At 42.6% G+C, this 23,196-nt stretch carries 13 protein-coding genes and 1 pseudogene; 8 read left to right on the forward strand and 6 right to left on the reverse strand.

What is annotated here, in order from left to right:
- Positions 1–98: 98 nt before the first annotated feature.
- The 6 genes from DWY79_RS02175 (at position 99) to DWY79_RS02200 (ending at position 8,251) form a co-directional block, all read left to right on the forward strand.
- The gene (locus DWY79_RS02175; protein ID WP_005854489.1) at positions 99–1,193 is read left to right on the forward strand and encodes a PCMD domain-containing protein; all 1,095 of its coding nucleotides are present in this window, start codon (positions 99–101) and stop codon (positions 1,191–1,193) included.
- A 13-nt stretch (positions 1,194–1,206) separates the two neighbouring features.
- Positions 1,207–1,989 carry a porin family protein gene (locus DWY79_RS02180; protein WP_036613222.1) on the forward strand — a complete coding sequence of 261 codons (783 nt, stop codon included), beginning with the start codon at positions 1,207–1,209 and terminating at the stop codon, positions 1,987–1,989.
- Positions 1,990–2,139: 150 nt separating this feature from the next.
- Positions 2,140–3,588 carry a Gfo/Idh/MocA family protein gene (locus DWY79_RS02185; RefSeq protein WP_122368770.1) on the forward strand — a complete coding sequence of 483 codons (1,449 nt, stop codon included), beginning with the start codon at positions 2,140–2,142 and terminating at the stop codon, positions 3,586–3,588.
- Between the two features lie 23 nt (positions 3,589–3,611).
- Positions 3,612–4,616, forward strand: a complete 1,005-nt coding sequence (locus DWY79_RS02190; protein WP_008780070.1) for a sugar phosphate isomerase/epimerase — start codon at positions 3,612–3,614, stop codon at positions 4,614–4,616.
- 131 nt (positions 4,617–4,747) lie between these two features.
- Positions 4,748–7,987 (forward strand): hypothetical protein, encoded by a 3,240-nt coding sequence (locus DWY79_RS02195; protein ID WP_122368771.1) that lies wholly within the window; start codon positions 4,748–4,750, stop codon positions 7,985–7,987.
- Between the two features lie 3 nt (positions 7,988–7,990).
- Positions 7,991–8,251: a GNAT family N-acetyltransferase gene (locus tag DWY79_RS02200; protein WP_005864416.1), complete on the forward strand. Its 261-nt coding sequence runs from the start codon at positions 7,991–7,993 to the stop codon at positions 8,249–8,251.
- Here DWY79_RS02200 and DWY79_RS02205 read toward each other — a convergent pair.
- Complete coding sequence (locus DWY79_RS02205) at positions 8,248–8,898, reverse strand: pentapeptide repeat-containing protein (RefSeq protein WP_005864417.1); 651 nt, start codon at positions 8,896–8,898, stop codon at positions 8,248–8,250. The two genes, DWY79_RS02200 and DWY79_RS02205, sit on opposite strands and share 4 nt — an antisense overlap.
- A gap of 147 nt (positions 8,899–9,045) precedes the next feature.
- On the opposite strand from DWY79_RS02205, the gene DWY79_RS02210 reads away from it, so the two are divergent.
- On the forward strand, positions 9,046–9,903 hold the full coding sequence (locus DWY79_RS02210) for a GyrI-like domain-containing protein (RefSeq protein ID WP_122368772.1): 858 nt from the start codon (positions 9,046–9,048) through the stop codon (positions 9,901–9,903).
- A 116-nt stretch (positions 9,904–10,019) separates the two neighbouring features.
- Here DWY79_RS02210 and DWY79_RS22900 read toward each other — a convergent pair whose 3' ends face one another.
- From DWY79_RS22900 to DWY79_RS02225, 4 genes and pseudogenes are all read right to left on the reverse strand, one after another.
- Entirely contained in the window at positions 10,020–10,436 is a 417-nt protein-coding gene (locus DWY79_RS22900) for a pyridoxamine 5'-phosphate oxidase family protein (RefSeq protein WP_233563942.1), read from the reverse strand.
- 15 nt (positions 10,437–10,451) lie between these two features.
- Positions 10,452–10,889 (reverse strand): annotated as a pseudogene (locus DWY79_RS22905) (GyrI-like domain-containing protein); the annotation flags it as partial.
- Between the two features lie 189 nt (positions 10,890–11,078).
- Positions 11,079–17,441 (reverse strand): leucine-rich repeat domain-containing protein, encoded by a 6,363-nt coding sequence (locus tag DWY79_RS02220; RefSeq protein WP_233563932.1) that lies wholly within the window; start codon positions 17,439–17,441, stop codon positions 11,079–11,081.
- Between the two features lie 18 nt (positions 17,442–17,459).
- A complete protein-coding gene (locus tag DWY79_RS02225; RefSeq protein WP_122368774.1) occupies positions 17,460–21,080 on the reverse strand; it encodes a hypothetical protein in 3,621 nt (1,206 codons plus the stop codon).
- Between the two features lie 433 nt (positions 21,081–21,513).
- Between DWY79_RS02225 and DWY79_RS02230 the strand changes: the two genes are divergently transcribed.
- Positions 21,514–22,599, forward strand: coding sequence for a hypothetical protein (locus DWY79_RS02230; protein WP_122368775.1), 1,086 nt, complete (start codon positions 21,514–21,516; stop codon positions 22,597–22,599).
- Between the two features lie 84 nt (positions 22,600–22,683).
- Here DWY79_RS02230 and DWY79_RS02235 read toward each other — a convergent pair whose 3' ends face one another.
- Positions 22,684–23,175, reverse strand: a complete 492-nt coding sequence (locus DWY79_RS02235) for a hypothetical protein (protein WP_122368776.1) — start codon at positions 23,173–23,175, stop codon at positions 22,684–22,686.
- Positions 23,176–23,196: the final 21 nt, after the last annotated feature.

Raw genomic sequence — 23,196 nt, forward strand, 5'->3', positions numbered from 1 at the left:
AAGATATAGGGATGCGATATTGGAGAATATAGTTTAACTTTGTGCATTATGTTCACCCTAAAAGGGCGATGTGTTGTATATAATATAATGTATAGAGTATGACTTTGCGAAATTTGCTTTTCTGTTTTTTTATGGTGATGATCTCTGTTTCATGTATCCGGGAGGAGGCGCCCAATGCGGAAGCGGATATCTTGTCGTGTACGGTGGATGGCGATATATTGAAAGCCGAGCCGGAGATCGACAACGAATCCGTGACACTGACCGTGAAAAGTGACGCCGATATTACAAACCTAGCCCCGGTATTCACCTTGACTCCCGGCGCTACTATCACTCCGGCTAGTGGTTCCGCTTTTGATTTTACGACGCCGAGAACCTATACGGTAACTTCCGAGGATGGTCACTGGACAAAGACTTATACGGTGCGTTGTATCGTCTCCGGCGTAAGCACGGAATATCATTTCGAGCATATAACGATGGAGCCGAAGAATGGACGTTACCAGATATTCTATGACTTTACATCGAATGGAGATTCCGTGACTTGGGCGAGCGGGAATGCCGGATTTGCCTTGACCAATAATAAATTGGAGCCTTTAGACTTCCCAACCATGCAAGACGATAACGGATATGTCGGTAAATGCGCTAAGTTGGTGACCCGCAGCACGGGTAGTTTCGGTAGCGGATTCGGTATGCCTATCGCCGCCGGAAACCTTTTCATCGGTACGTTTGATTTGCTGAACGCTATTCCGGACGCAAGGAAAGGCACGAGATTGGGACGTCCTTTCGATCATGTGCCGACTTACTTGAGTGGTTATTATAAATATAAAGCGGGTGAGTCGTATAAAGTGAATGGCGAGGAGGTAAAAGGTAAGAAAGACCAATGTGATATCTACGCCATCTTCTATGAGACGGATGAGAATGTGAAATATTTGGATGGTTTCAACGGGCTGACAAGCCCGAACCTGATATCCGTTGCCCGGATCAGCGATCAGAAAGAGACGGATGAGTGGACGCGTTTCTATATCCCGTTCGTGGCTAAGCCCGGTAAGGTGATCGATAAGGATAAGCTGGCGAAAGGTGGTTATCAGTTATCCATAGTCTTCTCTTCGAGTTTGAAAGGTGATGTCTTCGAGGGAGCGGAAGGTAGCACGCTTTGGATCGATGAGGTTGAGATAATCCAGTCCGGTGAGAACTAAAAAAACAGAGGATATGAAAAGATATATAGTATTAATAGGTATACTGTGCTTGTCGGGTGTCATTACGTTGAAGGCGCAACAGGAAAGAAACCAAGGAATAATCTGGTCTTCCCTAAGGGGATTGGAATATACGGTAAAGGCCGGTATCAATATCGGCGGAACCGCTCCGGTGCCATTGCCTCGTGAGATTCGTGCGATAGATAGTTATCGCCCTACGCTTTGTGTCTCCATAGAGGGCGATATCAAGAAATGGTTCGGCGAGAGCAAGGAATGGGGTATGATGATCGGTCTCCGTCTGGAGAATAAAGGTATGGAGACAAAAGCGACGGTTAAGAATTACAGCATGGAGATCATTGGCTCCGGTGGCGAGAAGCTGAAAGGAAACTGGACCGGCGGCGTGCAGACGAAAGTGGAGAACACTTATTTCTCGATACCGGTCGTGGCTCTTTACCAATTGAATAACCGGGTGAGTTTCTCGGCGGGACCATTTGTCTCGTTCGCTACAAACCGGAACTTCTCCGGCTACGTATACGACGGATATCTGCGTGAGATCAATCCTACCGGTACGAAGGTGGAGTTTTCTGGTGACAACCGTGCTTCCTATGATTTCTCGGATAACTTAAGAAAGTTTCAGTGGGGAGCGCAGATCGGTACAGAATGGAAAGCGTTTAAGCACCTTATCGTATACGCTGACTTGACATGGGGATTGAACGATATCTTCCAAAAGGATTTCGATACGATTACCTTCGGGATGTATCCGATCTATCTGAACGTAGGCTTCGGATATGCGTTTTAGGAATTGATATGAATCAAAATAAGGCTATCCCGGACAAGGATAGCCTTTTTTATTAAAAGATTATTATGGAAATAAATTATTTTTTATAACTTTGGGGCGATAATTCTCAGACCAAGTTACATTTTATCTTATATTATTAACAAAATTACCATGAAAGAAAACACTAAGAAGGGCGTAAGCCGTAGAGAGTTTTTGGGTCTTTCCGCACTAGGATTGGCTAGTTTAACAATTCTTCCCAGTTGGGCCATGAATGGCGTTCGTATCGCTCCGAGCGATCGAGTCGTTTTAGGTTTTATCGGCCTAGGTCAGCAAGCATTATCAGACTTTAAAGGATTTGCCGCATGTCCGGGCGTACAGGTTGCCGCATGTTGTGACGTGGACACGATGAAAACAGAGCGTTTCAGAAGACGTGTCGCTGAATGGCAAGCTTCAAAGGGAATGAACCAACGTTGTGATCAATATGAGTTTTACGAGGATTTGCTGGAGCGTAAGGATATCGATGCTATCGAGGTCGCTACCCCGGACCATTGGCATGCTTTGGCTACCATCCATTCTTGTCAATCCGGAAAAGACGTATATTGCCAGAAACCGTTGGCTTATACGATCTCCGAAGGCTTGGCTATGGTGAAGGCTGTACGTAATAACAAACGTGTGCTTCAAGTAGGTAGCCAGCAACGTTCCAGCAGAGAGTTCCAAGCTGCGATCGATATGGTTCAGAATGGAGCCATCGGTCATATAGAGAAAATATATGCACGTGTAGGTGAGCCTCCTACGCCGCTGAGCTTGCCGGAAATGCCGGTTCCCGCTAATTTGAACTTCAATCAGTGGATGGGTCCGTTGAACGATCCGAAGATCCATTATCATCCCGATTTATGTCCTCCTATTTCTCTGGACCCGGAAGAGAACGAGAAACTATGGGGTGCATGGCGTTGGTATCAAGAGACCGGTAATGGTTATACCGCTGACTGGGGCGCTCATATGTTCGATATCGCCCAAGCCGCTATCGGTATGGATGGCTCTGGTCCGGTAGAGTTTACACCTAAGGGATACAATGGCACGCAATATTCAACCATGCGCTATGCGAATGGTATCGTAATGACTGAACAACCTTATTTGGAGGATAATCCGGATGCGCAGGGTATTAAGTTTGTTGGTGATAACGGTTGGATCGAGGTAGCTCGTGGCTACATCAACTGCTCTGATCAGTCTAAGATCCCCGCCGACTTGAAGAATTTGATCGAGAAGCGCCCGAGAATGATGACTCCGGAAGAGCGTAAGAAGATGTATGAGGAATATATGAAGAAGCTGAAAGACAGCAAAAAGAAGGGTAACGATGCGGGTAATTATGAGACTAGTGCTCCGCATATGCAGAACTTCATCGACTGCGTTCGTTCACGTGAGAATCCGATCGCACCGGTTGAGGTAGGTTGCAGTACGAATACGCTTTGCTGTTTACAGAATATTGCCCGTGAGCTAGGCCGTCCGGTTAAATGGAACCCGGCTACATTAAGCTTCGGTAATGATAAGGAGGCGGCTTCCCACCGTTTGTACTGGTATCAATATCGCAACCCGTATTCATTGCCTTATTTCTGTAAATAAGCCTATTTAAATAGAATGATGTTATGAGTAACAGACGGGATTTCTTAAAAAATATCTCTCTCTTTACCGCTGGTGGATTGCTGGCTGGTAAAGCCGGTTCCGTAAATGCGGCGAACGCTGCGTTGGGAGTTGTGGATGAGGTCCATGCCAGCAAAGAGATTGGCTTGCAGATCTATTCTTTATCCCAAGAATTATATAAAGGTGACGTGGCCGCTAATCTTCGGAAGGTGAAGGATATGGGATACTCCAAGCTGGAGTTGGCGGGTTATGGTAAAGGCGCTATCGGGGGTGTTCCTATGATGGACTTCAAGAAAATGGCGGAAGACGCTGGCTTGAAGATCATTAGCTCGCACGTGAATCCGGTAGACACATCTATTTCTGACCCTTTTAAGGCTATGATTTTCAAATACTCGAAGGAGGTTACCCCAAAGATCATGGAGTATTGGAAAGCTACGGCTGCCGATCATGCGAAACTAGGCTGTAAATATTTGATCCAGCCGATGATGCCGACGATTACTACGCACGATGAGGCTAAACTTGTTTGCGATATTTTCAACCAGGCCTCGGATGTTATCAAGGCGGAGGGTATCGCCACTGGTTTTGGCTATCATAATCATAATATGGAGTTCAATCGGGTCGCGACGAAAGAGCAACAGGAGAAGGTGAAAGGAAATCCTTTCGCCGCTTTCATGAAAGTCGGAGACCAGATTTATGACTTGATGCTGAAAGATACGGACCCGAGCAAGGTTTACTTCGAGATGGATGTTTATTGGACTGTCATGGGACAAAACGATCCTGTCGAGTATATGCAGAAACATCCGGATCGTATCAAGGTATTACATATCAAGGATCGTGCCGTATTCGGCCAAAGTGGTATGATGAACTTTGAGATGATATTCAAGCAAATGTACGCGAACGGAATCAAAGACTATTTCGTAGAGTTGGAGCAGATGCCGGACGGACGTACTCAATTTGCGGGTGTGAAGGATTGCGCCGACTATTTGATCAAGGCTCCTTTTGTAAAATGAAGTAACAATCGATAGATCGTAAGCCTCGGGGTTAATAGACTCCGGGGCTTTTTTATTAGATGAAAGGCAACATAAACGGGTCTATTTTGTTTTTATAAAAAGAAGTTTATATCGCAAAAATCAAGGAAAGGATGAGTTCTAGGATAAGGAAGATATTGAAACATACGGTGATCGCTGTTTTATCGCTGGCTGTATTGTTCCTAGTTTTGAATCTTTTCCTGACAGGTCGTTTGGAGCGGTACCTGAAAAGAGAACTGATAGAGCGTACGGCGAATGCTACGGATGGTTTTTATCGCCTTTCTTTCGATAAGCTTTCTATTAGCTTCTTCAAGGGAGAGCTAAGGCTAGAGGGTATTTCATTGGAGCCGGACTCTAAGGTCTTTGAACATTGGGCCGCCTTGGATAGCTTGCCCGATACCTATGTAAGTACCCGGATTGAGGTGATAGATTTTAAGGGAATTAATTTGGTATGGCGATGGAATTACCGGCAACTCCATTTCAATACCTTTGAGATCCGCTCGCCGGAGGTTCGTGTATACGGCTCTTCCGGATCAAACCCGTTAGTTTCCGGACTGGCGGCAGATACGGTAGAGCATGCCGAATCGAAGACGTTGTACGAGGTGATCTCTCCATACATAGATGCCCTGAGCGTAAAGACCTTGAACTTGGAAAATGCCAGTATCTCTTATAATGTGGAAAACCAAGTCTCGCCGATTATCTATACGTTGAATAACGTAAGTTTCCATGCGTATGGTTTTATGTTGGATTCTACCTCTTCACGGAGCGGGAAGCTGTTGTATTGCGATAACTTCGATTTTGTCACGAACCAGCCACAAACCTTGTTGGTAAATAATGATTTTAGGTTGGAGACGGATAGTATATGCCTCAGTACCCAAGATTCCATTATCTATATCCAAAAGATCCAATTGCTTCCGCAAGAATTATTGTGGGGGGAGACCAATCGGAAACCAACGAATTATCTGGAGGGGAAGGTACAAACCGTAGAGATACAAGGGATTCACTTTAGACGGGAAGATGCCTTGAACTATTTGTCCGCCCGTAATTTTGAGATACAATCTTCGGATATTAAGGTGTATGACTTGACTCGGGAGAAGAAGCAGGCGAATGCCGATGCGGATTCTTTGGTGCAAGCATTATCGTTATATGATGTGATCTCTCCGGTACTACATAGTATATCCGTGGATCAAATACGAATAGAGCGAACCGCCCTTCACTATTCCTTAGCCTTGAAAGGGCAGATAGAGGACTTCTCGATCCCTGAGTTTAATTTCCATGCGGAAGGTCTTCTGATCGACTCCTTGGTAGCTCCGGGCGAGGAACTGAATTATTTTCGTTCCATTGCGTTTGAGGCGAATGATATACAAGGGATCATGAGGGCTCGTAATCATCGGTTCGATATCAAGCGTTTGGCGATGAATACGGCCTTAGGCTCGTTTCATATAGATAGCATGCGGCTGCGTCCGTTGTCGGTCCGCTCCCGTAATGATTATTTGTCGGGAAGTATCGATACGATCCGGATAGACGGGTTGGCGTACGACAAAGGTGTTAGCGCAGATTTACTGAAGGTTCGGTCGCCTCGCTTGGTTTATTATAAAACGCCCTCCGTTGAATCTCCGGATAAAGGGAAAAGCACATCTGTAAATAGCCGTGTGGATGTGGAGAGTTTGTTAAATCCTTTCCTTCGGTATCTTTCCATCCGTAAGATCCAGATTCAGAACGCAAATGTGACATTGGAGGATCGTGAGATAAATGACACGACCCGGTACCGACTCAACGGCCTTAATTTCTTTGCTACGAATTTCTTGGTGGATGAGCAAACGAACCGGAGTGGGCAATTGTTTTTCAAGTATGATCATTTTGGTCTTAGTTTCCGGGATTTCGATAACTACTTACCGGGAAAGGATCTGCGTGTGACTATAAGAAAAGGTTCGCTATCCACCGTAAACGGCTCTTTCCGTCTACAGGATGTGACTTTGGCTGCTAAAAAAGACTCGATACGTTTTTCAACCCCATTGATTTCTTTAACGGGAATCCGGATTCCCAAGAATAGCATCTATCAGATCGGGTTTGACCGATTTGATTTATCCGATGGTGATTTTTCTATGTCTTGGGGATCGGATACGACAATATTGCGGACTGAGAGCCAAAAGGATATCCAATTGGCTTTGGAGAATGTGTTTGTGGATTTGAAGAAGAAGACGTTTCAATTAGGTGATCTTCAGCTACAGACGAAGGATATCGATATACCGTTGGATAACGGCTTCTACCGTTTGAAAATCGGGGGGCTGGATTTGAGAGAGTCAGGTTTGAGGTTGGATCACGTACATTTAGTCTCGCCTTATTCTAAAATGGAATTCGCTTATAAACAGCCTAAGCATCAAGATTGGTTTGACGTGAAGGTTGGGAACGTGAGATTGACCGACGTGGATATTCCCGGATATTTCTCAACCAAGGAATTACATGTGGGAGGGCTCTGGATAAACGATGTCTTATTACAAAACTTAAAGAACCGGAAGATCCCGGTGGAGCCTCATATCGTCCCGATGATTTATGAGGGTTTGCAAAAGGCTCCGGTCCGTTTCAAGATAGATACGGCTTCCATTGCCAATTTCTCCGTGGTTTATGAGGAATTGCCCGTTAAAGGTGACAAACCCGGTAAGCTTTATTTTACCGATATGAACGGCCAATTCTCAGGATTGACCAATATCGTTTCCTATCCGGAGCAATTCATCAGATTGCATGCGGACGGGAACCTGATGGGATCGGACCATTTTACGGCTACATGGCAACTCCCGGTAGATTCATTATACGACCGCTTTCTATTGGATGCCCGTTTGGATAGCCTAGACTTGCTTTCCTTAAATGAGATCATAAAACCTCTGGCGCCGGCGGAAGTAGTGAGCGGTTGGGCACAGGATGTGGTCTTTCATATGGATGCCTCAAGCCGGAAAGGCCGGATACGGTTAGACTTCCCGTACAGGAAATTGAAAGTGGCTTTATTGAAAGAGAAAGACGGAGAGACCATACAAAAAGGTTTCTTGTCGAGATTGGCGAACTTAGTTCTACGGGATAATAATCCGGCTCATCCGGAGCGAAAAGATAGTAAATTACGTAAGGTCGATATGGAAATCGTGCGAGATCCCTATCATTCCACGTTCAACTATCTATGGCAGATGCTAAGACCAGCCTTGGTGGAATCAGTCGGAGTCTCGAAAAAAGAACAGGATGCAGCCTTGAAAGTGGCAGGTTTCTTCACGAAGGTAAAGCGTTTTTTCGGTCTCGATAAAAAGAAGGATAAGCGGGAGGAGATTGATACAAATAATAAGGAAATAGAACCTTTAAAAGAATAAATAATGGAATATACAGTAAATCACTATCCGGAGAAACATCGTTTCGAGGTAGTAGAAGACGGCTTGACAGCCTATGTGGAATATCGTTTAAGAGGAGATGCCTTGGACATTATCCATACCATTGTCCCAAAAAACTTGGAAGGGCGTGGGATTGCGGCGACTCTTGTTGAAACAGCTTATAAATACGCAAAGGAACAGGGGTTGCGCCCTTTGGCTACCTGTTCCTATGCGGTTGTGTGGTTAAAACGCCATCCGGAGTTTTAATCCTTGATCGTAATACCTAACATTCTAGCGATGTCCAGTGCTTGTAAGGAGGTTACGGTAGCACCTTTCAACTCTCCTCCGGGAATCGAGCCAATACGTATACCGGCGATCTCGGAGGAAGTAAGATCGATCCCTTTCAAAGAGGTCCGGTGAAACTCGGCCTCTACTAAATTACAATGTTCGAATTCTACGTTCGTGAATTGGCAATTGTCCAATCCGCCTCCTCGTAAAAAGCATTGATTAAAAGATACGTTCCGGAGTTTGCTCATGGAGAAGATTACATAATCTCCTTTGCAATCCCGGATGGTAGTATGATTAAAGATCGATTCGGAGAAATTCGTTCCGGTAAGTTTACACCCAATGAACTCTACCCGGTAAAAGCCACATCCGGATAAATTTATATTTGATAGGTCACAGTTCTTAAATACCACATCGCTAAACTGAGATTTACGATAATTGCAAGCAATGAAACCACAATTGGTGAATAAGCAGGAATTAACGGATAGGTTCTGTTTAGATACGTCCTCGACGCATAATCCATTGAAAGAACATTCCGCAAAATCATCCTCTTGTCTGGATATACAATCCATCCAGTCCACATCCTCCCGTAAGTTTTTTACCAATCTAGGCGCTGTTATTTTCAACATGTTATTGTTTCCTATTTTAATTTAGATGGTAAAGATAACGGATTTGGGCTAAATAAACGATATCTTTACTTTATAGTTCATTTTAGCAATATCGGAAAAGTGTGTTCGGGATAATTCTTCTATTTTTGCCTTGAAATCCTAAGAATCATGCGAATAAAGACAACGACAAAGACAGAGTATCAACAACGTATCAATGTATTGGTTGAATACATAAATAATCACTTAGGCGAGGATATCGATCTAAATAAGCTGGCGGAGATATCCGGATTCTCTCGTTGGCATTTTCATCGGATCTTCGCAGAGTTCTTAGGGGAACCGGTTGGTACGTTTATCGTTAGGATGCGGGTCGAGACGGCCGCTCGGCTTTTGCGTTATACAGAAATACCTGTCAAGGAGATCGCCTATAAGGTAGGATATGACGTACCCTCTTCTTTGTCTAAGGTTTTTCGCCAGTTTTATGGGATTTCTCCAAATGAATATAGAAACAATAAAGATTATGTAATTATGGAACCGAATAGAATAATGCCCGATATGGAATTGAAGGTCGAGGTAAAAGATTTACCCGGCAAACAAGTAGCCTACATTCGTCTAAACGGAGGGTATAAAGAAATCGATTATCTGGGAACTTGGATGCGCTTGCTCCAATTCGCCAAGGAGCAAAACATCCAGCCATTGAGTTTTTCACCGATCTGCTTGTATCATGATGATCCGAAAGTAACCTCACCGGATAAGCTGCGTACCGATATTTGTATGGAAGTCGCTCCTGCGGTTTGCCCTAAAGGGGAGATTGGTACGAAAAAGGTATTGGAAGGGCGTTTTATGGTCGCTCTTTATAAGGGAACTTATCAGCAATTAGGGGCTGTGTATGATACGCTTTACGGCAAATATCTCCCCGAGATGGGTCTTTCCTTACGGGAAGTGCCTAGCGGCGAGATCTACTTGAATGATCCTCGTAATACGAAGCCGGAGGATTTATTGACTCAGATTTATGTGGCGGTAGAATAATAAGAGCTAGAGAGGTTTCTGAAGTGAATAAATGAATTAATCTTGATTGCCGTCTTCTATAATTAGCGGCAATCAAGATTTTTAATATTTTAGATGCGATAGTATGATGTGATAACTTATATACTTGCTTTTACAAATTCATTATCGATCCAATAAGTCGCTTCTTCGGAAGTGAATTTCAATATACAATAGCTCGGATCTATTACTCCTCCAGGGAAATGAGCGAACATCCAGTCAGACCAAAGGGCTTTCTTGATTTCCATATCGGAAACGATCTCGACCTTACCCGTTAACACGATACTGTCTCCTCCTTTCATAAAGCAAACTCCGGCTTTCGGGTTGAGTTGGAATTGTATCGTCTTATCAGAGAACGTGCCTGTAGAGAACCATATTGGGGAAATACCATCCGCTTTTATTTTTCCCATAGGAACCGGACGGGGATAACCCTCTTCCGTAACAGACGCGAGCATAGCGGTATCACATTCCGTTAATATGGAAATTGCTTTTTCCTCGATTAGCTTGAGGTCTATCATCTGGACGGGTATACATAAATCGATCATACATTTATCTTGTGGATGTTGATCGAGGGGGATGCTTTGACAGATCTCGAATGATTTGCCCGCACAAGGCTTGCATTGGTGTTTGGATGTAAGCGTGTACATCAAGCTCCATGCGGCGGGTATTTCATCCGTTCCTATCTCAAAATGCCCGATCGCGTAAAGTCCTCCGGATAATAATCCTTTTGAGATCTCACTTTCTCCCTCTACCTCTTGAGGCACTGTTAAACCGATATCCACACTCAACTCCTTTCCTTCGTGTTGGTAAACTGATATAAGTTTATTTGCCGGACCGGTTATAAGTCCTTTTGGCCCGGCCCATTGCATAAGCTTTCTGATAGAGCTTGGGATAAAGCTTATATCTCCTTGATGATGAAGATACACGATGTGTGTAGCTTGTAGTTCTTTTAGTTCAAAAGTGTAATTCATAAGATTCTTATTTGTAAAAGTTCAATAGTGCAAACATACGGAATCCTTATTTCTTCTTGTTGTAAAAAAACGACTTTTCCTTACTAAGAAATAAGGGAACTAATGAGGGTGCCAGAAATCCATATTAACTTAACACAGACGAACACATTCTGCGTCTGGTTTATAGGATTTGGCACCTTTAAAGTAAATTTAATCCGTTAATGATGAACTGGGGTAAATGATTTTAGCGTATGCAGAGAATCCTTTTGCAACCTTGTAAAGTTCTATACTTTGATCAGGCACATATATTTTAAGTTCTTTTGCAGTTCCGCTGAAAATCAATCCATTTTCATCATTGTTTGGTGGAGTTATAGGTTCAAAGATAACGGTGTTTAGCTTATTACAATTAACGAAGGCCATCCCTTGAATTAAATTTACATTTTTGGGAATAGTGACCTGTTCCAGTAAAGTCTCTCTGAAACATTGTCCTCGCAATTCTTCAAGTGCATAAGGTAATTCAATTGTAGTAAGTGAAGTCTTTCTAAACGCATTATTCCAAATCACTTTTAAGCCTTTTGGCAATTCGATGTTAGATAATGACTTGCATCCATCGAATACAGATGTTTCTAAAACTTCAAGCTGTTTTGGCAATCGGACAGAACTTAATGACGTACAGCCGTTAAACGCTCCATAACTAATGCGCTTGACTTGATCAGGAAGCATTACGGACTCTAGACTTGTACAACCTCCGAACATATTATAGTATCTAAAATCTTTGAAACCTGTAATATATCTAAATTCATCAAATGACTTAATGTCAGTATTCCCATTGAAAAATAACCTGCATTTTTCTTCTTCAACAGCCATTTGTTCCTTCGTAACTCCAATACCATCTCCATAAGCCTTTGCTACTATTTGTAAGGCTATATTATCTCTGAATCTTACGTAATAGTTTCCTATGATGTTTAAAGATAAACGCTTGAATGTTTCTTTTAACGCATCAATAGAATCTTGGTACACATTAGCGTATACATTTAAGGTTCCATCCAGTACCGGATACTCATCTTCCCCAGCTAATCCATCACTCGATAATCCAGTGTAAGTTCCATTTGCTAGTTCAGCCAGCTTATCCAGCACGATGTGGCTATCATAGGTTTCTTCAAAACCTACTACACGAATACGTTTTAAGGCGTGATCTGTTTGAGAGGCTTGTGCATTCATGATTTCCATAAGAATTTCTATTGGTCTCATCAATGGACAGTCTGTGATAAAGAAATCGGAAATGACGCTACGGCAAAGATTGATACCTACTCCCTCGTTTGCCATCAACGGATAATTAGATAAGTTCAGATATTTGTTGTTCGCACTATATTCCACGACTTGCAATCCACCACCTGTCGGCAACTTCATCTGGGCTAGAGCGGTTCCATCTGCATATACTTCCTTTAGATGTGTACAAGCAGATAGGTTCAGCGTGCCTCCCAATGTCCGGATATTTGACAATAATAGCTTTTGTAATGATACGCAATTCGAGATAGTAAGAGCTGAGATAGATATTTGGATATTGTCAGTTTTACTTCCTAACCGAATTTCACGGAGCATACGGCCTTGAATCACCATGGTACCGCTTACGTTTTTCTCATGCCAATCCCCAATATCTTGGAGATAAGAAGCACCTTGTATCGTATTCTGTTGGTCACCGGAGCCGGATAGTTCGATTAACATTTCACATTTCTCGCCCGCTTTAGTTCGATTTCCTCGAATGATGCTTGTGCCGTTAGCGATAGCTGGATATAAATCCATGGCGGGGGTAAGCTCATACTTTATGGTGTTTCCGGCCGCACGAACGGTAATACTATCCGTGCCGTTAGCGGAGAACAAGCCGAAACTATATTTCGACATCATATAAATGATCCGCTTCGTAACCCAACGGGTCTCGGCGGAATAATGATCTCCCAAGCTTTGCGTGATCGGGTCCGTATCATTTGTATAACTGCCCTTCATATAGGCCAGCTTCCCTTGCTCATAAGCGATCTTGGCATCCGCGTTTACAATGTTTGCCGGGAAATACTCTTGCGCCGGAGCGAAATAATACTTCTGGTAATACGCAAAGATCTTATCAAAATCAGTACCACTTTTCAATCCACCTAGTTCTTCCATGGCGGAGAGCATATTTCTCATGCCAGTCACAACTTCTTCGGGAAAAGCCAAATCTAATAAATTCCAGAAATTACTGGTTTCCCCGTTCCACACGGCTGCTCCAGTTTCATTCGTGTCATGAATTTCAACTCCGTATGGCTTTTCCGGCTGGCCTTCATTGTCGGTATCGAATATCGTATCCATGTCATCATAACGCCATTTCCATTTACAGCCCTTACCAAAACAATAGCAATACGTATTTTTCGCACGTTGATCAGTTCCGGCATGCATCTCCACCCAATTACGGTGAAGAATGGCATCGTCGATGTCCCAGTAAGCGGGAGCCTCTTTCCTGAATTTGCTGATACGGGCATTGATAAACAACACATTTAATTCCTCTGCTGTTTTTCCGGTCAAGTCCGCCGAAGTCAAACCATACCCTTTATTTACCAACTGAGATACTAGGTTTATAGTTCCATCGCCTATATCAGAGGGGATAAACCTGTTTTGGCCGGACTCATAATAATATACATCGAATTGATGCGGATCATTCGTCTTGGCGATCCAGAACTCATAGGGTTGATTGCGCATGGTCGCCACTTGCGCATTTAATTCCTCCACCGTACCCTTGAAAGGACGCAAACGGTTAGAGCAGCTATAAGCTAGGTTATAAGCCGGCACGAACAATGAGATATTCTCTTCCAATCCTCCATCAAAATCCCATGCGTTAGCATTATTATACTGGAAAGCTTCCTCATCCGCATTATATTTTACGAAAGAATCTGCCCAAGGTACACGGAATAAAGTGAGCAGTGGTGAGTTATCCGACCCTTCGATACTGATCAGTCCCGGGAATAGGTCCGTGTCGTATCCGAAACAATATTTGTCTCCCTTATCTGGACCGAAGGTATACTCTCCCATAAACGTGTATATCGTTTCTCCATCTTCGTTGATAGACTTCTCGAAGCACACGAAGGGTAGCTGGTAAACCGAAACCCGTATATCCTTGTATTTTTCCGTCCGCATGGCCTCGTTCGATAATCCCAATTGACGATACAAATCGTGTACAGAGTTTGCGGAACCCATCTTATGGGATTGCATGGATGAGGCATAATTCTTCTTGGCCGTGAACTTAGCCGAAGCGGGTATGCTTGGTACCATTTGCCAAGTCTTCTTTCCGGTCGTACCATCCGCATACGTAATAACGGATTTCTCCTTGTCAATCGAATAGCGAGTGTTCCATAAATAATACTTCATGGAAGAGGTTCCCTGTCCTTTAACCTGTACGTTTGAGATAGTCACGTTTCGTTCGGGATTTTCACTGAAGTAGACCTCTAATGTGCCTGTCCGTGCGGATGGGTCTGCCATACGGGGAATGGTATTGTCGAACACAAGTACATTATACTGATCCTTCGTGTTCTCGAAATCCACTTCCGAACCGTTCGAATCCAGTACATCATTCTCCTCGGAAATCTTCGCTTTATCCGTAGTCGATATCATCCAGTTTATATAGTTCCTTAGCACGGCAGGTGAAGTCAAGGCTGAGTCATAAATACGTAATCCATAGATATCGATGTCTGCGTAGTCCGATCCGATCACGATATTTCCGTCGTGAGCGAAATAGTCATTGTTCTCGTAAGTAAATTCCCTGTTTTTCTTTCCATTAATATAAAGAATACAAAGGTTGAAATCACTATTGCCATAAGCATCCGGCATGATTACTAACGTCATGCGTATCCGTTTGCCCTCATGCGTATGAATGCCCTGTATCTTGCTGTTACGAAGGGATTGTGAATGCATCACCAACTCATCGGCATATATTTTCAGGCCCACGAATGAGTCTCCGGAAGGCGAGGCGATCGTAAGTACGGGAGTGGTGTAATCCGTCACGTTATCTACCCTATAATCTATTTCTATGGTTTTACCTGTGCGGGCACATTCTTTTTTAAATGGCTTGTAGTCTATGGTAAGGGATGATCCGGCCATCAATCTCAATGTCTTGTTTCCATCGTTATCGCTTACCCAACCATCGTTTCCCCAGTTCATACCGGTCCAGACCGCAGGTATGGTAGTGGTAGCGGTCTCGTTCAATATCTCCCGGTAATTTTCCTGACGATTGCTACGGGTCTTCGGATTCATGTAGAATACCGAACCGGCGGTAGCTGAATACCCCAGTGAGTTATTTACCGCGAACAAGACCGGAGGTGTTAACTCATCTTCTCCATCCATAATATGAGCGGCAATCTGAAATTCCGCATTATCCAACGTCTCTATCTCCAGTGGAAGCGCGAAGGTATGTCGGGTAGACGTGGAGATAGAATCCTCGTTAGATGAAAATACGGCCATGTCATCCTTTTGAATTACAAAGCGAGCGGAAGTGGAGACATTGTCTCCGTCGTACATGGCATAGTCGAACAACGTATTTTCCGCCCAGTTCGTGGCTTTGGGCAATAAGTTGTTTATGGCTACTAATTTGACCGCATCACCCGCTACGGCGCAAATTACCTGAAAAGAAACGGCCCGTGTACGGATTGTCCCGTCTGAGTTCGTTACGTATGCCGATAGCTTGAAAACTCCACTTCGCTGAGGATGTTCTACTACATAGTTGTAGGCCGTCTCTGTATAAATACCGGTACCGATCGGTATCTCATAAGATTCGTTATAGTTCTCGCCCGACAACGTAACATACAAGGTCTTTGATACATTTCCTCCAATATTTAACGGCAGCGTAATATTACCCGTATAGGCCGTCCACCATTTGAAATTATTGGCAGATAAAGAAAGGGAGGTCAAATAAACCGTATAGACAAAAGCCGGAGTGGTCTCTTCCGTTACCTCACCGGTAACCTTGATCATGATATTATTAGCTCCCGAAGAAAGGTACTCCGCGACATCTATCGTGAAAGGCATGCCGGAGTTAAGATATATTTGTTTCATCACTACATAGTCACCCATATCAGAGTTTTTCACGGATATCTGGCATAAGCCCCGTTCACCCGTATCCTCGTAGGGCTCGCCTACGCTGTATCGCTCTTGACTAACAAATGTAAATATAAGTGGACATGGCTCTCCTTTGCTGGCGGAAACATTTTTACTGTCCAGCTCATTCACGATACGTACATTACGTTGTATCCCTTGTTGACCTCCGGCGATATCGGCTACGGGAATCATGCTCCATGTATCTGATCCGGCAATTTTGGTTAATACTACCCCATAATCCAACGTGTCATCCACTTTTTCATCCACGTTCATCAAGCCTCCCAGCGTGCCGGATAAAATGCCTCCTCCGCCACTACCGCCTAGCCGGGAGACAGGCACATGTACATTCCTGTTCGTGGAGCGGTCTACGGCAGGGAGGATCAGGTTTTTCAATGATCCGGCTTCCGGCATTTCCGTAATACGTCGTTTACGAATCTCGATATCGTCGGCCTGTGTCTCCGGTACTTCCGGTAACGAGGTATTGATGGAGGCGATATAATTGGTAGGAGGGACGGATCGAATAACAGACATATCTATCAAATTATCATCTTCCGTAGATATCCAATCCCCCTCTTCGGTTGCCAGTAAGTAAATGGTATTTCCAGAATCCCGGAAAGCCGTGAATACCAGTGTTAAGGTAAACTCTACAATTACCCGGTCGGACAACTCCTTGAGATTCCATCCTGAAGTGGATTGATAATAACAAGGATAACTCTTATCGATCTCACCGTAGCGCAAGATACGTTCACCCGGGCGGATCAAATCGTTGAAAAAGGCGATATAACATTTCCAGAAACGCTCTACGGTATCTGCCACCAGGCAACATTTAAAAGAAACCTCTTTCTCGGTAAACGCTACATGGTCGGCATCATATAGCACGCCATCCATCGTAGAGAACTGCCGAGTAAGGTTTTTCTTCACGGCGGCCGATCTCATCACATTGTCTCGTCCGGACTCTACCACGATACCATAACGATCCAATGCGATCCCATCCAAGGAGTAGACGGAAGAAGGTACCTGTGTACCCCCTCCATCAGCCGGTTCGTAGGAGAGGACCCTCATCGGGAAATCGTCGGCGAAACGGAGAGAGAAAGCTATTCGTTGATCACCCGTTGGCCCATACACGATAGTATCGGGCTGCGATACCAAACGCAAGCGCCACTCCCTGTTCAATGCCGGTATCCGTACCATGCGATAGCCTGGGCGGGCTACGTAAGAAATAAACTCATTGATCTCAATTGAGGGGTCCGTGGCTACGAACGAGATTGCCAGTTCTTTACCTGATAGCACCGGAGCTGATAAATCCACTTCGATACCATCCTCTTCCGGCCAGACGTTCTTATCCGGTTCCACCAATGCGGGGAAAGCGAGCAGTTCATCATAACCACCCTCCTTAACACATACACCAAATGTGGTGAATATATCCCTGTTGTCTATAAAAAATTCTCCTGTCATATTCTTATTTATTTTTTATTATCTGCTTCTCATTAAAATACCATTATCACTCATGCCCTGAACGGTCATTCGCATCGCCTTCAAGTCCTGCTCCATCGTCTCCAGTTTCACGCAATAGCTCGTGTTGTAAGCGATCTGTACCCATTGGCGGGCGGCATCGATCATCAATGAATGGATACTAGTAACGTTCTTGTCTATATTGGAAGTGATGTACGTCAGTGTATTAGCTGTCCCTAATAATTGATCGGCACTTTCCTGCGACATCGATTGAATGCCTTTAGCCGAAGCTTCACGGGCCTGTTCATCCGCTCCCATAGAGATCCCAGTTATCTTTTCTATATTCTCGACCTCTTTAGCGGCGCTTTCTATAATCTGGTCATAAGCCTTGCGTAGCTCCTCTATTTTCCCTTGGCTAAGTCCATTCTCCGATTCAGCGGCGAACCGCTCATACCAGTCCCTTAGGGGAGCGTCCAGATATTTCATTTTGACGCTTTGCAGCATGGCTGTCCGCATAAGTCCTTCGAAATCGGCGGCAAAGTCGGCGGCGCTTTTCTTTCCGTCTAGGAATCCCTGTACGATACTATCCGAGATAGCCGTGGCCGTAGTACCCGTCCAGTTCTCCCGCATCTGCTCGTTAAGCTGGTCCATCATCTCCACGACGTTGGCTCCTTCTTCCTTGAGCGCTTTCAATCGTTCGAAAAGGGTCTTTGCGGCTCCATCCAGTTTATCTTGCGTATATAGTCCCTCTATTTGCTCGTACGATTTACCGGAAAGGCTTGAATACTCATTCCATGTCTTAGCCTTGCGGAACCATGTGCCATGCTTGTAGCCTGTGCCGGATATATATTGTTCATTCATCAGTTTGCCCCATACCTGCTGGTATTCTTGGTCGATGGACCCTTTCTGTGCCGTAAGTTCCTTTTGAAGCCGTTGTGAATATTGCAATGTGGTCTCTCCGATCTGTTGTTGCGTACGCAGACGATCCCGGAGGATGCTGTTGTATTCGAGTTCCTTGCTATAGGTCTCGAGCAATCCTTGCTGATACTCTTCCCTTATTTTCTGGTTTTCCTTCAGTCGTGAACCTATGCCTCCGATGATACCGGTGATACCGCTCAATATACTGGTGGCGCCTTGCAGTGGGTTGGTGCTAAATTGGGCGATTCCTCCGGCAATATCGGCGGCTCCTTTCGCTACGTTGGCAGCTGTTTGCAATACATCTCCCAGCTCACCATCAAAAACATTGGCAAGGTTGGCGCATTCTTGCAAAGCGTTGGCGGCATCCATCAGGTCCTCCGGAAGACGGCTCACCTTCTTCTTTTCGGCGGTATCTATGCCATTTTCTATATTTTTTAGGAAAGATTCCATTTCGGGGGTAATATTTCCTTTTTTCCTTAGCTTAGCAATAAAAGCTCTAGCTTCATTTATGGCCTTATTCAAGGAGGAATTAGAAATCTTCTCCAAGTTGCCAAATAGTACTTGGGAAAATTCTGAATTCTCTGCTTCCAATTCGGCTCTCGATTGGTCATAACTGTTTTTTCGAGCAATTATGGCATCATCGATACGAGAAACATCCTCTCCTGGTTTTGCGTTCTTTTTTGCGTTTTTAAGAAGCTCGTTATCTTTCTCGTAATCGGCTTTTAAGCTAGCCATTTTGACTGTATAGGTTTGGTATTGTTTTAATAAGTTATTCAGCTCATTTGCTTTCTGTTTTTGCTGTTCATCAAGCTCTTTTTTTTGAAGTTGCTGAGTAACTTTTATTTCATTATCCAATGTGTCTCGTTTCAGTATACCTTCAGCAGAGGAGTCATTCTCTATTTGTTTACGTATCTCCTGTAAATATTGCATATAGCTATTGAGATCATCCTTATACAATTCCTTTTTTTCCTCAATAGTGTTTTTGAAAGCTGATATATCAGGTTTAGGAGTTGCCTCATTCCGCTCAGTCATTAAGTAGTTAAGACTCATCCGATCGTTTTTTGTCTGATTCGGTATGGATTGTATCTCATTAATTTTTCCGGTTAGATATGAGATGTAATTTTTACCGTGAGATTTTAACTCTTTAAAGTCTTGATCCGCAAGCTCTTTTCCTAAATTCTGCTCAAACTCATTGAGGGTGGCATATTGTTTTTTGCGTTGCTGTACTTCTTCTTGTAGTTCTTCCAGTGATGTTTTTTTAATTTCGTCTATAGTGGTAAGATTTTCTAATCTAATACTGTTGTTTAATTCCGTATTTATTCTTAAGCATTCATTGGAATAATCAGATGAGATTTGTATGGCTGCATCAAAGAAACTACGGTATTGCTTTTTTTGTTCATCACTCCATTGAATTCTTGAGTCATTGGTGATCTCACTAACTGTATCCATTAGCTTGTTTTGATCATCAGTAGAAAGTTCACCCAATTCAGTCATTGTATTGAATGCTCCTTCTGCAAAGTTCAATTCATTAGGGCGTTTTAAACGGACAACATCTAATTCTCTGGAATTGATCAGGCTAAAACTTTTGAATTCCTCTTTTAATGATTTTGCGTTTAGATTGTAACTTTCTTTCTCTAGTTTTAAAATATTTGCTACAATGTCTTTTTTTTCTTCTAATGATTTATTTTGATCCATTAATAAGATCTTATCTTTTTGGATTGCAGATACGTTCCTCGAAATTTGTCCATCATTATTAATTTTTGAATTATTTAGATTATCAAGATTGAGATACCCTTCTGCGTTCTTCCATGCATACATTCCTTGTTTCTTGAATAATTGTACAAACGTTTGCCAACTATCTCGTATTTTATCCGGTCCTCCAAATACTAAATCTGTATTCAATGAATTGAATTTGGCTACCATCTGTTTGTAGGTTTCTTGTAAATTGAGAAAGAATGCCTTAATTGCGTTTGTTTTTTCAGTGAGTTCTTTATTTCCCAGTATGGAATTTCTTAAAATTAAGAACGAAGCTGCAATAGCTGCGATATGTGGAGCAAATCGAGATGCCGTAATTGTTTTCATCAGAGAACTGAATACTTGTAGCTTTGATGCTCCATCCGTGATGAGTTCTAAAAAATCACCTAATCCTCCGGTGAGACCAGATGCATCTTCCTTTGCCCCATTCATATTAGTACTCATCGAATTAATTTGAGTATCGAGAGCTCGGATTCGGCTTAAGAGTAGGGTGCCTACCTGTTCGTTGTTTTGTTCTTCAGCAGATAGTTGGGCATATTCTTCCCGAAGCTTTGCAACAATCGAGATCTTTTCCTCTAAGGATTTTTTTGCGATATTATTTAACTGAATTTCCCGCTTGATTTCTTCAGATAATTCAGACACTTCAGCTTTTAGTTCCGCAAGTTGTTTTGATAACTTGGCTTGTTTATCGGCATATTCATCGCAAGAAATATTTCCCTTCTCCCATTGCTGGAATAAAGATTCTTGAGCTATTTCGTTTTGCCTCATATCTTGGATAAGGCTATTTAAGATTATAGCTTGTTTGCTGGTAGAATCACTTAGCGCATTAAATGCTCTATTACTATTATTCAATAAACGATTAAAGGATATATAACTTTCGTCTCCAATTCCTCTTATGGCTAATTGAATTTTAGAGAGATCTTTTTCAATCTCACTGTTTGTTAGATATTCAAATTTGATAGGTTTCATGTATGAATTATTGTTTTATATGTGAGTAAAATGTTTTTTATAATCGATTACATAGGCAAAGAAAAGAAAATGAAAAATGAGATCAAAGATAAGTTGTAAGAGTGATAATTATTGTTATCATTCTTGTTGCTCTCATACCTGCCTTTGCTCGTGTGTATTTACTTTGTAATTTCGAGTGAGATGTGAAATCGCATAATAAATAACTTTAGATATATTGATTGGTGTACCTCTTTAGAAATGTATATGAGGGTTGTGACAAAAGGTGTTTGGAAATTTTTGGTAGTTGCTCTTGGTACTGATAGAAGAAAGTACAATTTAAATCATATAAGAGAAAGATTGATAAAATATGGCTTTTAACTGAAATTCCAAGGGGAATAGTTCTTTCTTCTGTTTTTTTATTCTTATCTTTGTTGATAAATAATATGTTTTTTATATGAATAGACTACTTTTCTTGCTTGTTTTTTTGCCTTGTCTAGGTTTTGCTCAATCACCTAAAATGGATTCGAGTATAAATTATCATTATAATATGGATGATTACTTGAAGTATATCGGTGAAACTATATTGTTTTATAGGTCTCCTGAAAATCTTGATAAACAACAATTATATGCAGGTTTTTATTTAACTACACCAGATACAATTTGGCATAAGATTAGGAAAAGACCTAGGCGAAAAGATTATACTTTGATAAATAGGTATAAAGCCAAGTTTTTTGAAGATGGAAGAGTTTCTTATAGTTGTTGTGCTGATGATTTTAAACCAAGCTTTATTCCGGATTATTATACTCCATCGAAAGAAATAGAAGGTAAAAAATTTAAGATAGTAGGATTTAGAGATGTGAAATCATGGATAGGCAGAGAGCTTATAATAACCCTCTTATCAGAGAATAATGAAATGATAGAATGGCATACGAAATTATTTGGTGAAAATCATGTTGTTTCTGCTGTTTTTTGTTCGCATTTAGAACGAATAACAAAAGATTATGTGGGGAAGAAATTTGTTATTAAGACACCACGGAAAGATAGACTAATTGCGATAAATTTGGCTACGCATAAGAAGGGGGTGGTTGTTGATGATACTCTTGAATGTGTTGGGATCAAGATGTTTAGTCAAACAAAATGGAATTTTGAAGTACCTTATCTAATTTTTAGGGGTAATAAAGACTTATATGCTATTAGAATTGTAAATGCCCCAAACGCTGATAGTTATTTGGAAGAAGAGATCTCTATAGTTAGCGAGCGGGATGAAATAAATGATTTCTTGGTTTGTTATGAAGATATAAAAATAGCGGAAGAAAAGAAACAAGTTTATTTAAAAAAATATGGAGAGGATGTGACAAAGTTTATTTTGGCAGGTCGTGTCCTTATAGGGATGACAAAAGCTATGTGCATAGACTCTTGGGGATATCCACAGGACATAAATGAGACAATAGGTAGTTATGGGACTCATGAGCAGTGGGTATATGGAAACGGTACTTATTTATACTTTGAGAATGGTAAGTTGACTACCATACAACGATGATTCTGACAAGGATTTTATCGAACTAGAAACTATTAACACAGAGGAGGAAGCTGTGGCTTTCTACCTCTGTGTCTTTGGATAACCCTAAGCCTCAACGACCCCAATGGTCATCGGCGATAAGTCCGCTTTCTCCGGCAACTCTACAATAGCAGAAATCTCGATCAAAGAGATATCTGTTGTCTTTTGTCCGAAACGTCTAACCCCATAACAAGTGGCCTTTGGGATACTGACAGGAATGTCGAACTCAGTCATTAACTCAAGGCTTTTTGCCGCTTGGAAGTTACCTCTTGGGGCTTGCCACTGTCCGTTAACGATCTCGCCTCCCATCCATTCTTTCAGGCTGTCATTGTCCATCGGGACGGAGAACTTAAATGTGGTTCCTGCTGCCGAGTAGATCGTTAGGAACGGATATCGTGCTCCTTCGGAGAAATGTTTTACGACCTCTCCTTCCTCGTCCTCGAAAGTTACAGACTCCTTGTAGGGAGCTACTTGTTTGTCTAACTGTGTGGCCATGCCACCGTCTGCCGTTGGTGTGCCGTATTTAACGGTCTTGACACCTAAAATGTAATTTGCCATAGTAACAATTCTTTTTTTAAT

The organism is Parabacteroides sp. AF27-14, from assembly GCF_003635425.1.
Taxonomy (GTDB): Bacteria; Bacteroidota; Bacteroidia; order Bacteroidales; family Tannerellaceae; genus Parabacteroides; species Parabacteroides distasonis.